General features: G+C 48.7%; 8 protein-coding genes and 1 pseudogene. All 9 read right to left on the minus strand.

Features of this window, described 5'->3' with window-relative positions:
* Nucleotides 1-19: 19 nt before the first annotated feature.
* Entirely contained in the window at nt 20-2,548 is a 2,529-nt protein-coding gene (locus tag BSCG_RS04525; RefSeq protein ID WP_032849746.1) for a beta-glucosidase, read from the minus strand.
* Between the two features lie 143 nt (nt 2,549-2,691).
* Entirely contained in the window at nt 2,692-4,290 is a 1,599-nt protein-coding gene (locus tag BSCG_RS04520; protein ID WP_008777144.1) for a glycoside hydrolase 43 family protein, read from the minus strand.
* Between the two features lie 20 nt (nt 4,291-4,310).
* Nucleotides 4,311-7,613: a glycosyl hydrolase family 95 catalytic domain-containing protein gene (locus BSCG_RS04515; protein WP_008777145.1), complete on the minus strand. Its 3,303-nt coding sequence runs from the start codon at nt 7,611-7,613 to the stop codon at nt 4,311-4,313.
* Nucleotides 7,614-7,661: 48 nt separating this feature from the next.
* Nucleotides 7,662-9,038: a glycoside hydrolase family 43 protein gene (locus BSCG_RS04510; protein ID WP_008777146.1), complete on the minus strand. Its 1,377-nt coding sequence runs from the start codon at nt 9,036-9,038 to the stop codon at nt 7,662-7,664.
* A gap of 37 nt (nt 9,039-9,075) precedes the next feature.
* On the minus strand, nt 9,076-11,586 hold the full coding sequence (locus BSCG_RS04505) for a family 43 glycosylhydrolase (protein WP_032849747.1): 2,511 nt from the start codon (nt 11,584-11,586) through the stop codon (nt 9,076-9,078).
* A gap of 416 nt (nt 11,587-12,002) precedes the next feature.
* On the minus strand, nt 12,003-12,338 hold the full coding sequence (locus BSCG_RS30635; protein WP_241762165.1) for a hypothetical protein: 336 nt from the start codon (nt 12,336-12,338) through the stop codon (nt 12,003-12,005).
* Between the two features lie 177 nt (nt 12,339-12,515).
* The gene (locus BSCG_RS30640) at nt 12,516-12,704 is read right to left on the minus strand and encodes a hypothetical protein (protein WP_241762166.1); all 189 of its coding nucleotides are present in this window, start codon (nt 12,702-12,704) and stop codon (nt 12,516-12,518) included.
* Nucleotides 12,705-12,829: 125 nt separating this feature from the next.
* Nucleotides 12,830-13,144 (minus strand): annotated as a pseudogene (locus BSCG_RS30645) (family 43 glycosylhydrolase); the annotation flags it as partial.
* Between the two features lie 99 nt (nt 13,145-13,243).
* Nucleotides 13,244-13,576, minus strand: coding sequence for a hypothetical protein (locus BSCG_RS30650; RefSeq protein WP_241762167.1), 333 nt, complete (start codon nt 13,574-13,576; stop codon nt 13,244-13,246).
* Nucleotides 13,577-14,194 lie beyond the last annotated feature (618 nt).

Consider the following 14,194-nt stretch of genomic DNA (forward strand, 5'->3'; position numbering starts at 1 on the left):
CTTAGACTTACTTGATTGTTTAACGATAGGTAAACGACACGGCATTTTGCTGATTCGAACAGGGAACTACCGACAAATTATATTGGTTTCCGTTCAAGCCCCATTCATCTTTATCCTTATTCCAGCGTTTCAACTGTTCTTCCTGAATACAGAATTTTACAGTTTTTGCTTGTCCCGGTTTCAATGACACACGCTGATAACCTACGAGTTTTTGCTTGAGTCCCTGTTTCTGCCAAGTTGGCGATGATAAATAACATTGTACCACCTCTTCGCCTGCATATTTACCAGTATTTCTGATTTCGGCAGACACTTCTACCTTGTCGCCTTGCTGTAGTTTACGATGTTTCATCTTTGGCTTACCATATTGATAGTTTGTGTAGCTCAAGCCGAATCCAAAGGGAAAAAGTTCTTTGCCTTTGAAATATTGATAACTGCGTCCATGGGTGATGTCATAATCATCGAGCGCCGGCAGTTCCGACTCGTCGGCACAAAAGGTTACGGCAGTCTTACCGCTGGGATTGGTCTTGCCCAAGAGGATATTGCTAATGGCTTGGGCTTCACCCTGACCAGCTATCCATACATTGAGTAAAGCAGCGGGCCCCTCAATAATATCTTTCAGCGCTAAAGTAGAACCGCCTCCTAAGAGAAGGATTGTTTTAGGATTGGCAGCACACACCTCTTTTATCAATTCGATATGCGCATCGCTCAAGTTCAAATTCTTACGGTCGCGACCTTCGGAAGAATTATCATCGCGCACAAAAAGAATAGCCACATCCGAACGTTTGGCAAGTTTGGCAGGCGTGTCATCCGTACCTTTGAAAGGAGGCGTCCACGTCAGACGAATGGGCATTTGGGTGTTCAGCTCCTCACAATCCACTTTTAGTTTATATTCCTCACCCTCTTTCAAGACAACCTCACACGAAGTCTTGAACCGATGCCCGTTATATTTACTCAACATCTGTTTGCCATTGATGAACAATTTACCACGCCCCGAAGCCTCCAAATAAAACATGTATCTTCCAGATTGTGGTGCCTTGAGCGTAGATGTCCAGCTAGCAGCACGCACTTCCTTTTGTTTCAAAGCGGCATCCTCAGCAAGCTTAAAGTCGAGCGTAAGATCCTGGCGTGTCAATGCCGCCTCTTTCCCCACCTTAGTACCTTCATAATAGCGAGCCGTAAAACCTAAAATACCATCGTAAGCTTGGTCAGCCGTTTGTGTCAACAGGTGGGATGGAATCAACACTTCTTGAGATCGCTCCCCCATCCAAGTAAGATTGGCCAGCCTGCCCGCATCGTGTGTGAAAGCTTCAAGCAATGTACGATTATATTCAGGCATACCGCTGTAATCACCATAGTAAACAGACTTAAAGGCATCACCTATCAAAGCAATATTCAATTTTCGATTGGACGCATCCGGTTTCAGCGGCAATACCCCTTCATTCTTCAGCAGAATCATAGATTTCTCCGCCGCTTCGAGTGCGAGTTGCTGGTGACGCTCACATTCTACCACGCTGTATGGCGTATTTTTATAAGGATTGCCTTGGTCAGTACCTTTATCCAATCCGAGTCGAGCGCGCAAGTCGAGCACGCGTGCAACTGCTACATTTAAGTCGTGTTCCGTAATGAGTCCTTTATGATAGGCTTTCTTCAGTCCGGGACGATATTCATCTCTCAACGACATATCGCAACCAGCCCTCAATGCCAAGGCGGCTCCCTCTTCCAGATTAGGTACATATTTATGATGTGTATAAAGTTTGTCAATAGCTGAACCGTCAGAGATAACCACCCCTTCAAAGCCCCACTCCTTACGCAATACATCAGTAAGCAGCATGGAGTTGGCACAGCAAGGTATGCCGTTCAAGGCATTATAGGCTCCCATGATAGATTTAACATATCCGCGCACCACCGCATCCTTGAATGCTGGGAAATAATACTCGCGCAATGACACTTCATCAACGATAGCCGAACCACCCAACCGGCGATTCTCCTCATTGTTGGCCACAAAGTGTTTAGCTGTAGCTACGGTTTTTAAATAGTAGGGATCATCACCCTGCATACCTTTAATAAATGAGACACCCATATCCGATGTAAGCAGCGGGTCTTCACTGAAACATTCAGTAGTACGTCCCCAACGCGGATCGCGCGCAATGTTAAGAGTAGGAGAAAAGAAGGTAAGTCCATAATGGCGATCGCTATAGCCATGTTCACGCACGTCTTGATGATGCTTGGCGCGCGCCTCATCACCTATCGCTATGCCAATGCAATGAATCAACTCCGCATCCCATGTAGAGCCCATGCCGATAGGCTTGGGAAACACCGTGGCCTTACCGGCACGAGCTACTCCATGTAAACACTCGCTCCACCAATCATACTTAGCCAATCCCTCTTGCGGAACTCCGGGGTATCTGGCACAAAGCAAATCAATTTTTTGTTCGACCGATAAACTTTGTAGTTTCTGTTGCACACCCTCCCGATGTGGTTGCGCCCACAAAGGTAGTGTGAGACACCCTACAGACAGTACAACCATTTTTTTGAAGAAATTTCTCATAATATTACTTTTGTTATTGATGTTTCTTTCAATGACAAAAGTAGCGCTTAGCCGGCAGAATAGCAGTGAAGCATCAAACAACCAACACTACAGAAAACACACCACCGTAAACATAGGATACAAAAAGATGGAATTATAATACATCACTTGAGAAAACAATCCCCCCAAAAAGAATCTACATCCACATAGCCTCCCAACGACTTTGTGGCATAATTGAAGATAGCGAATTTGCTGCCCATAAACATTTTGGTATGATCAAACTTCATTTTGCAAGGGCAGCCTATCCGCTTCCACGTTTTATTGTCGTAGCTATAGTAGAAAGTCGCTTCATCCTTTCCTTTCGTGAAGTCACCGTCGATACGCAGATAGACCACATCGTTCAAGCATTCCACACGTTCTTTCTCTTCCGTCTTCACTTCCGTCACCCGTTTGTCCTTATCTGCTAGGCTGACCGACTGAAACGACATCACCAATGACTTCTTTCCCGCTTTCTTCTCCACAGCAAGCACACCCGACAATCCGTTGAAAGCGCTGAATCCCGCCACATCGCCATCCGCCATTTTCGATACATCCATCGCCACCACTCCACTACACCGGGGACCGCTCATACGCTGAGTCAGAGTATTGGGCGCCAAAAACAGGTTTTCCACTACCCTCCCCGTTTTCAGTCGCATGAATCCCGGACGTTCGGTCAACGACCAACAATCATCCATCGGATTATGGTTCCACTGCCAATAGAGCGACAAATTGGAGGCGGAAAAATCATCACTTCCCATGATTCCTCCTTTGCAAGCATCGGGATAAGTGGTCAGAGTCATTTTCTCAGGCACACGACCGTCGGCATCGCCCAGCATAGGCCAGCCATCCTCCCAACGGCAAGGCATCAGCGTGGGCACACGTCCTATGCCGCCCCGGTCTTGAAAGATGAAGCCATACCAGTCGCCTTGCGGAGAATCCACGATGCAACCCTGCCCTACACCACCATAGCCTTGGAATTCCGTTTCAAGAATCACCTTCTTTTCGTAAGGCCCGGTTATCCGGTCGGCACGGTAGCACACTTCACGACGAAGCCGCCCCGGTATGCCCCAATCCATAGAAATCATCATCAGATAATACTTTCCGTTATATTTAAAAGCCTGGCTTCCTTCGAGCAATCCCTGTTCATCGGCATCACGTTCAAATATCTTCATATCTATACCTCCCGGTTCCACATCACTGAGGTCGCTCTTAAGCTGACGCAACTGCCCGGTTCCGTAAAACAGATAAACTTTCCCGTCATCGTCAAAAAACAAGGAAGCATCATGATGGTGGGGCGGACGCGAAACCAGCTTCCACTCTCCCGCCGGATCCTTGGTTGTATAAATGTAGCCACGATGTGGTTCGTCATTAGGTGAGAACCATACATAGAACTGTCCCTTATGATAGCGGATGCTCGAAGCCCACTGACCACGCCCATACACAGTTCCCTCTTTCAGGTCATAACGAGGCAAGTCGGTCAACTTCTGAAACACATAACTAATGGTTTCCCAATGCACCAAATCCTTGGAACGCATCACCGGGCAACCGGGCATCAGATGCATAGTAGTACTAACCAAGTAATAATAGTCGCCCACACGAATCATCGAAGGGTCGGGCACATCGGCATTAATCACCGGATTGCTAAAAATTTCCCGTTGCTGCGCCACTGTTCCTAAAGAAACGGACATCAGACCTAATAATAATATTGTTTTCTTGAAGTTCATGGATTTGTATGTCTTTAAAGTTAATATTTCAGGTTGTCATGCATCTGTAGTGCCAGTTCAGGAGCATAGTCCCTCTCAAATAGGTAGTGTCCGCCTGCTTCGGTTGTCACATCGTATTCATATACCTTATATAATACGGGAAGCTGGAGTGCTCTCAGTTTATTCGATTTCAAAGGAGCAGGCACTTCGGCAGGCGCATAAAGCATATTGGGACAAGCGCCTTCTGCGGGTTTCAGTCCCTCGCCCTTCAGAGGCACACAGCTACGTATGCGAAGCACACCGCCTATGCGTGAGCAAATCTCGGCGCGAAACAATTGTGCCCCACTCCATTCCATATCCACGACAAAACCACCTCGTGCCACCAGTCCGCTGATTCTTCCTTCCCGCCACTCCTCGGGCAAAGCAGGCAGCAGATGCACGGCTCCATCGTGGCTCTGAAGCAACATTTCCGACACTCCGGCTGTATAACCGAAGTTTCCGTCTATCTGGAAAGGCGGATGCGCATCGAACAGGTTCGGATACGTACGGCCATCGGGATGTTCCTTCTGCTTTCCATCGCTTGGAAGAAGCCGGAGCATATTCCGTATGATGCGATAAGCGTGGTTACCATCAAGCATACGCGCCCAGAAATTAATCTTCCAACCTATACTCCAGCCTGTGGCCTGATCGCCACGCTGGAGCAGCGTGTTCTTGGCGGCAGCAAAAAGTGTGGGCTGCAAATGCGGAGAAATCTGGTTGGAAGGATAAAGCCCGTAGAGATGGGAAATGTGGCGATGCTCGTTCTTGGGGTCATCGGCATCGACCATCCATTCCTGTATCTGGTTGTATTTGCCAATCTGCATCGGCGGCAGTTGGGTACAAGTGGCTTGCAGGGAGTCTTGGTAAGCGGTCGGTTCTCCAAGAATGGTAGCAGCCAGACGTGTGTTGTTAAGGATGTCGAAAGCAATCTGGTTGTCCATGGTGCAACCGGCAGTCAGGGTAGAGGCTGTGTATCCATGCTCGGGGCTGACGCTCGGCACAGTAACCAGCCAACCATACTTGGGGTGTTTCACCAAGTGGCTCATCATGAAGTCGGCCGCGCCTTTCATCACCGGATAGTACTTACGCAAGAACGCTTGGTCGCCCGTATAGAGGTAGTGCTGCCAGAGATGTTGGCAAAGCCATGCGCCGCCGTTGGGCCACATCCCCCAGGTTGCGCCATCGACCGGACCGGCAATACGCCAAAGGTCGGTGTTGTGGTGAGCCACCCAACCCTTGGCACCATAAAGAGTGCGGGCCGTCTCGTGCCCGGTGACACTGAGGTCTTCGAGCATGGAGAAGAGAGGTTCATGGCATTCGGAGAGGTTGGTTACCTCAGCCGGCCAATAGTTCATTTCGGTATTGATGTTGATGGTGTACTTGCTGTCCCAAGGTGCGTGAAGGCTACGGCACCAGATACCTTGCAGATTAGCAGGCTGACCACCTGGCTGCGAGGAGCAGATGAGCAGGTAGCGTCCGTACTGGTAGAGCAAGGCCATCAGGTTGCGATCATCGACACGGTTGAAGTCGGCCACGCGCTGATTAGTGGGAGCCAATGAAGCGATGGTAGCAGGCAAATCGAGCTTCACACGATTGAACTGGGTCTGATAGGCTTTTGAATGTGCTTCGAGTGCCTTGGGATAAGGCTGCTTTAAAGCGGTTTTCAAATAAGCGGCGGCGCGGCGGGAAGCATTTCCGCTCACATCCTTGTAGTTGACAAAGTTGGTGGCTGCCGAGAGGTAAACGGTGGCAGTAGTGGCTCCTTGCACACCAAGGCGGTCGGGCTGATTCACCTGTTTGCCATCGTGAACCACCTGCACCTGCCATTCGCCTTTGATGGCCGAAGCAACGCCTTCCTGCTCCATGCCGATGCATTGCATGGTCAGCTTATTGCCCCTCACCTTGACTACGGGATGGAGGAGAGCAGACCCATCAGCCTCTTTCGGGGTGTCGTAACCCAAACTGAACTGCAAAGCCCCCTTGCGGTTGGCTTCGAGACGGACAATAATGACCTGGTCGGTCATTGACGAGAAGGCGGTACGGGTATAAGTCACGCCGTCCACCTCGTAACAGGTGGTGGCAGTGGCATCTTCGATGTCAAGTTCACGATAATAGTTGGTAGCCTTCTCGTGGCCCGGCTGTAAAATGAGCAAGCTGCCCATGTTGAGGTAGCTCATGCCGTGAGGTCCCGAAAAGAAATTCGGATTGATCAGTTTCTGCGCCTCCATAGTCTTATCCTCGAAGATGAGACGACGTGCCTCGTCAAGCACAGTTTTGGCTTTCGGGCTGTTGTTGTGATGGGGTCCGCCTGCCCAGAAGGTTTCTTCGTTAATCTGCAATTCTTCACATCCGGCACCGCCATAGACCATGGCGCCAAGGCGTGAATTGCCGATAGGCAAAGCCTCCTCCCAATGTTGCGCGGGACGGTTGTACCAAAGTTTCAGACGAGTGACGTCGTACTTGTTGACCAAAGGCTTGACACCTTGCAGCTTCAACGCTGTTTCGGCAAAGCGCGAACCCATCATGCGGTAGCCTTGTGCAGTGTAGTGAAGAAGGTCTTTTGCTGCCGGACAATAATCCGACTTCACCACATGAGCCGTCGGAATCACTTCGGGCAGACGGTTGATGAGAAGATTGTGGGAAGCACAAATGCCGCGTTCGGTGCGGTTGACCACTTCACCGACAATCAAAGGGACATCCACGGCCTTCAGACCGAGGTCGGCAAGTATATGACCATAGACTTCTTTCACCTGTCCGAGCCAACGGGGATCACCCGAATTCGACTCGCCTTGGAGCATCAGGATGCCTTTGATGACACCCTCTTTCTGCGCCTTGCGTGCCAAGGCAATAAGTCGTCCATAGGGGTCGTTGTCGTATTCGGTAGCCATCTTCTTCAACCAATCGGGTTGCGAAGCGATATGTCCCTTACAGTTTGCCTTGTCGAATATCTCGATGCGGCAGCCACCGATGGCGACATTGATGACACCCACACGCACCTGCTTGGGCAGGTTGTCCACCATCATGCGACCAAAGTAATCGCAAGGGGTCAAGCCCGTATAGGGGCGGCAGAGCGGAGGAGTCGCCGTGCGCCACTCGCCCATCTTCCAGCCTTTTTCGGCATTGTCAACCGCGTTCATCACCATAAAGCGGGGATTGACTCCATGCTGGTCGATTTCCTCCACCTTGGCACTGCCTTCCATATTGCTCTGCCCGAAAGCCAGATAGATGTGGAAGTCTTTGTCCTGTGCATTCACCATACCGGTGAATACTAAGAACGAAAAGAAAAAAGGAATAAAATGTTTCATGTTGTCTGATGTTTATCCTATTTATTTACGAAAGTTAGAGGTCGATAGTCATTTCTCGAACTCCCACCAATCCAGCAGGAAGAGGTTCTTCTTCTGTTGTTTGCAACCACGGAAAACGAGGTAGAGGTCGTGTACGCCACTCACCTTTTCCACCTTTGTTTCAAACGTCTGGTAAGCGGTCTTCGTATTGTCGATGCTGAGCCTGCCAATCAACTGTCCTTCTTCGTTATCGAGGCGAATCTCAATCTCGCCGCCATAGAGGTGGCAAGATGCCGATGCTTTGAACGTTGAAGCACCTTCGACAAAATCGACACTGCGCAGACGGATGTATTCACCGTCATCGATGTTGCGCACAAAGAGGCTGTTGTGCCGGCTGCAAGGGTTGTTGTTACCTGTTTTCAGACCGAAGCCCCAAGCCATGGTTTCCGCTTCCACACGGCAATAGGGATTGAAGTTCGCCACCGGACGTAGGGTGCATTCGTGAAAGTAGGGAAGTTCCTGAATGGTGCCATCGGCATTGTAGGTTATCTCGGCAAGAGAAATGGAGCGTCGTTCAGCGTGCAGGTCGGTTTCCAGCCGGTAGAGGTCATAATTCTGACCGAAGCAATAAGAACGGCCTTTGTAGTCGATGATGCCGGGATGGTTACCCCGAGTGCGTTCCGTATGACCCATGATGTGACCTTTGTACTCCCACGGCCCGGTCGGGTTCTTGCTCATGGCATAGCCTATCCCTTCGGGACAACAGGTGGAAGCAAACGCCAAGTAGTAGTAATCGCCACGGCGATAGAACCACGGGCCCTCCTGGTAGTCCTCGATAGGCGGCATCTTCACGATGTCGCCCGAATAAGAGACCATGTCTTCGTTGAGTTTCACCATATAAAGGTTGGGATTGCCCCAATACATATAAGCCTGTCCGTCGTTGTCCACATACACCGTGGGGTCGATGTCGTCCCAATGTTCGCGCTGCCACACCAACGGCTTGCCGATGGGGTCTTTGTAGGGTCCCATGGGCGAATCTGCCACCAGCACACCGATGCCATGACCATGAATGGGACAATACATATACCATTTGCCGTTACGGTGAACCACTTGGATGGCCCATGCCCCGTTGTTGCCTTGGTACCATTCAAAGTCACGGAGCGAGGCCACGACTCCACGGTCCTGCCAGTTCACCATGTCGGTCGAAATATAAAGCAGCCAGTTCTTCATCAGGAAGCCTTGGGCATTGTCCTCATCGTGTGAGGTGAAAAGATAAACAGTATCGTTGACTACCACCGGGGCCGGGTCAGCGGTATAGCTGGTCTGGATAATCGGCATATTAATTTCCGCCTTTGCTTGATAAGCATAGTTGTCCGAAGTCTGGGTTGGGTTTCCGCAAGCGGTGCAGATGCCCATCAACAGGGCAGCTTTCATTGTATGTTTCATAAGGAGTTATAAGTTATGAATTATGAGTTATCAACTATCACTTTCTAAAGAGATTCGGCACGAACTCCTTGAAGCAACGCCGCCAAGTGAGCCACTCGTGGTGGGTACCTTGCGATTCATAGAAATCCACGTGGATGCCGAGGGCTTTCAGTTCGTCCACCATCTTCCCTGTGCCGAAGTTCTCTTCCGTTCCACAGCCCATGAACATATACTTCATCTGCTTGTTATACTTCGCCGCATCGTTAAACACACCGTCGAAACAGGTCTTCACGTCCACGCCGAAGAGGGCACCACTGAAAGTGCCGAGATAGGCGAACTTGTCAAGATTGGACAGCACGGTGTTAAAGGTCTGGCGCCCGCCCCAAGAAAGCCCTGCCATAGCACGATTTTCGCGGTCGGTCTTTGTGCGGAAGATACTGTCTATCATGGGAATGAGGTCTTTAATGATGACGTCGTAGAAGGTGGCGCCGTAACGTGCATGGACTTCTGCCATCGTCTCGCCCTCGCGCAGGATAAAGGGAGTTTCCACATCGCCGCTCTCCATCACCACAATCATCGGTTCACACTTTCCGGCGGCTATCAGGTTGTCCATGATGTGCTGCATGTGCCCTTGCGTGCTCCAACCCGTTTCGTCCTCACCCATGCCGTGTTGCAGGTAGAGCACGGGATAGCGTTTCTTACCGGACGTTTCATACTCCGCAGGCGTATAGACCATGGCGCGGCGGAACTCCTTTTGCGAATCCGAATAGTAGGAACAAAAACGCACCTGCCCTTTCGGCGTACCTATTTGGGGACGGTAGTAGTCGCCCTCCTCACCCTCGGGAACCTCGATACCCGAAGCCATGCGGCAGCATCCGTAAAAGGTTTCGCTCGAAGGGTCGATGACGCTCATGCCGTCCACGATAAGGAAATAGTAGTGGAAGCCTGCGACCAGCGGGTCGGTCACGGCAGTCCAGAATCCCCGCGCGTCTTTCTCCATGTCATACTTCTTGCCGCAAATGTCCACCTGCATTCTGCCGCAAGCCGGGGCATGGACGCAGAAGTGGGCACGACGTTCGGCATCGAGTTTTGGGAAGTCGTAACCAGGGATATTGGTGGGAGCAGTTGACAATTGAGGATTGACAATTGACAATAGAGAATAATACTGATCCTTGTCCATCAGTTGCCACCAGTCGAAGGTGAAGAGTTCCGTTCCTTTGAAACCTTGAGGTACCAAGTAGAGGTCGTGTACACCGCTGACGGGTTTTACATCGCGGGTCTCTATGGTGATGAAGCGTTCCCAACCACCGGTAGGAGGAACGACGGCTTCGGCTATCTTCTCGCCCCTGAGGCTGTCAATGCGCAGTTCAAGCTTACCACCATAGAGGGCACTTGCCACCGATGCCCGAAATGCCGCCGGTTGTCTGTCGCCGAAATCTACATTGCGTACCTTCACGTAGTCGCCCGTATGGAGGTCGGAGAGATAGACGTTGTCGTGCCCGTAAGGCTGGCTCTTGATGCCGCGGCTGTAGGCGATGACCTCCGCCTGCACCTTGCGGTAGGGGTTGAACGTGCCGATGGGCTTCACTCCCTCCTGCGTGGGAAGGATGGTGGGAAAACTGCCATCGGCGTTGTACTTGAATTCCTCGATTGCCACGCTACGCCCGAATCCTCCGCCTTGGGGCAGTTTGCCGGTGTGGTAGCAAAAGTAAGAGTGCCCTTTATAGTCGGCAACGCCCGCATGGTTGGTAAACGAACCGGTATCGGAGAGAGGCATGATGATACCTTTGTAGGTCCACGGACCTGTGGGCGAGTCGCTCTCGCTGTAGGCGATGTGCTCAGGCACTCCGCCGGCGGCGTAAATCAGTTGGTACTTCGTGCCCGCTTTGCGAACCCACGGCCCCTCAGTGTAGCAGTCCTTGTACTTCTTGTCCTTCACGCGTTGGTCGGGGTTGGGTGCGCCGAAGCCGGCTTCGGTCATCTCCATGAGTTTCACCTCACCCTTCACGCTGACCATGTCATCGTTCAGCTTGCAGTAGTAGATGCGCGGGTTACCCCAGTAGAGGTAGGCTTGCCCGTCGTCGTCGATAAAGACGGTAGGGTCGATGTGATCCCACTTGCCGTCTTCATAGAGCGGCTTACCGATGGCATCTTTCCAAGGGCCGATGGGCGAATCGGCAACGGCAACACCGATAGCCATGCCACCGCTCAACTTGGAGTGCAGGCAGACATACCAATAGAACTTGCCGTTGCGCTCCACCACCTGTGCCGCCCAGGCGCGGTCGTCGCCCCATGCAAAGGTGCCGATGGACATCTGCGGGCCGTGGTCACGCCAATTCACCATGTCGGTGGAAGTATAGAGCCGCCATTCGTTCATCCAGAAGAAGTCGGCACCATCGGCATCGTTGCCGGTATAGAGATAGAACGTATCGTTGTGCACCATCGGTGCGGGATCGGTGGTGAACCACGTCTGCACGACGGGATTCTGTGCCTCGGCGGTTGCGGGTGCCAGCATGGCAGCGGTGCCCGCAACCAACGAAGCAAGACAGATAGTAGAAAATGTCTTCATGATATTCCTTTAAATTTATAATGTTATCAAATATTATTTTCTTCTCCAAAGGAACGACATTTACCACTATTTGCCTAATCGAGATGTAACAGGATGTTTCCTTTATAATACATATTTTGCAGATTATCTGCTTTTGTACGGGATACCCCACTTTAATTCCCCAACTCCCGTACTCGTTTTTTGCCGATAACGAGATATACACATCATGGTCGGTAAAAAGAAATACAGTATCCTGATAAACAAACAGTGCAGGATCAAGAGAATACCAAGTTTATACAACAGGGTTTTGTGCCAGCAATACAGAATAGTTCATTAACAAGGAAAGTCCTGCCATCGCCTTAATTCACGTCTTCATTATTTTCATTTTATTGTTTTACCTATTTTTAAATAGTTCATATTCATTCAATAATAATACTTCATAGTGTTTCTTTCATTTCAGTTCCACGGGTAACGCCAGCCTCATTGAAACTGTCAATAACGAAGTAATAAGGCAATTCCATATTCAGCACATTAATAGATAACGATTCAGCTGAATATACCTGATAATTATGATACAATTTATTTTTGTCTGATCCAAAACGGATATTATATCTCATTGCTCCCTCCACCTTGCTCCAACACAATGATACTTTGCGGTGGTCTTTCGGATGACGTTCCGCTATCAGTCCATGCACTTCGGCAGGTAATGATTTATCTATTTTACCAAATGCACGCAGTCCAGACAGAGAGAATTTTCCAGTTGTACAATGCAAATTGATAATACGAAGATAGCGTGCCTCAACCGGAACTTCTAATTGAAAATATTAGTCAGAAGCACCTCTCACATTGTCGGATTGGTTTATCAACATATTCCAACTTATTCCATCTAATGAACTTTCTATACGATATTGATAATAAATACTATCATTCCTTTCTAACGAAGTAGCATCTTAATCTCCAAAATTCACTTGGACAGCATAGACCACAGCCTTTGCTCTCGTATCAACAAACAGAGATTCACCTTTGTTACCGCTAGCTGTACTCCACCATGAACGAATATCCTCATTAACGGCATTCTGTGCCGGATATCCGTCCAGTGTAGAAGAAGCCTCCACGCTCTTATTGTAAGTAACATCCATCCTAGAATAAGCTCGTCCGGGGATGAAAGACGTCGTTCGAACATATGATACACAGAAACAGCTACCGTCCCAATATGCCAGTAATTTCCATATACATCACAAAACGTACTTCCATGCCCTATGCCATTAGCAAAGCCCTCCGGTTTATATGCAAACGGATTATGTTTAGCTACCGTAAACGGTCCCAACGGAATATTAGAAATATAAAGGGTATCACAATAACTTTTAAACTGAGTACCAGGAACTGAATACTGTAAGTAGTACCGCCCATTATGCTTTGTCATGAAAGCACCTTCCAACCAAGGATTATTCACATCCGTATTATGATCTCCGCAAACTTCCCATCCCAATTGTGCACGATTACAAGACATCAGAGGCACAAAGCCAGTCAATGGCATCATTGTTTTCGGGTCAAGTTCCATTCCAGTGATAGGAGCACTATCACTGGAACCACTGTAAAGATAGACACGTCCATCATCATTACAAAAATATGCTGGATCATTTTCTCATAAGGGAAACTATCGGTTAAAAGTTCTCACTTACCTTGTTTCGGGGTCAATAACTTTATAGATTTTCTTCGTTCCAGTAGGAGTAGTGAAAAACATGTTACCATCAATTTCTTTCACCGTAGGGGTATATTCTTCTATGGGCAAATCATTCGTCGTGATAAGTCTCCAATTTTTTAAATCCGATGAATGAAAATATCCACCGGACTTGGAAGGGAACAAATAATACTCTCCTTCATAGAGGAGTAATGACGGATCAGCAGCTTCTCTTCTGGAAGGCTCATCCAAGCAGAAACGATAATTTAAATCTACCGGATTACAAACCGTACGAAAAGGAATTCTCCCTTTCGAAGCTTGGTAACTCATTATTAATAGAGCAGCTATGAAATTAGAAAAAACTGTAGTTTATTCATGGCATAATTAAAATGGTTAATAGAACAAAACGTATCGTTAATTTTCTACAGTGCAAAAATAAGAAATGAAAATATACATATTGCAAAAAATGTGCAACCTCATTTTTTAGTGGTGCTACACATTTATTAGAATTGATTAAGCGCTATCATTACAATCTGCGACTCTGGAGCATCAAGGGATGGTTTAACGACGAATTTATGCCGTTAAACCATTTCGTTTTCGTTAAACGAAAACACAACTTGCTGTCCCCTCCACGGGGACAACGTTTTTCAATAGGACTGTGTATTGCCCTACCCATCGGACTTTTCGACGAAAAATTTAAGGAATTAACACATTTCGTGTCCTTGTTTTCCGAGCTAAACATGGTTATACTCGGCACATTTGATTGATTTTACACATTCCCAAAAGGAGAATTTAATGATATTCCACAAGTGTATATCGGGATTTACTGTTTATACACAACTGACATATAATTAGTTATTGGTATTATGCATTCGCAAATGGAGAATATAAGTATATTCCACAGGCTTCTGGGGGCGATAGTTACTTTCGGTACACAATCATTATATA

Source organism: Bacteroides sp. 2_2_4 (genome assembly GCF_000157055.1).
In the GTDB taxonomy this organism is placed as follows: Bacteria; Bacteroidota; Bacteroidia; order Bacteroidales; family Bacteroidaceae; genus Bacteroides; species Bacteroides ovatus.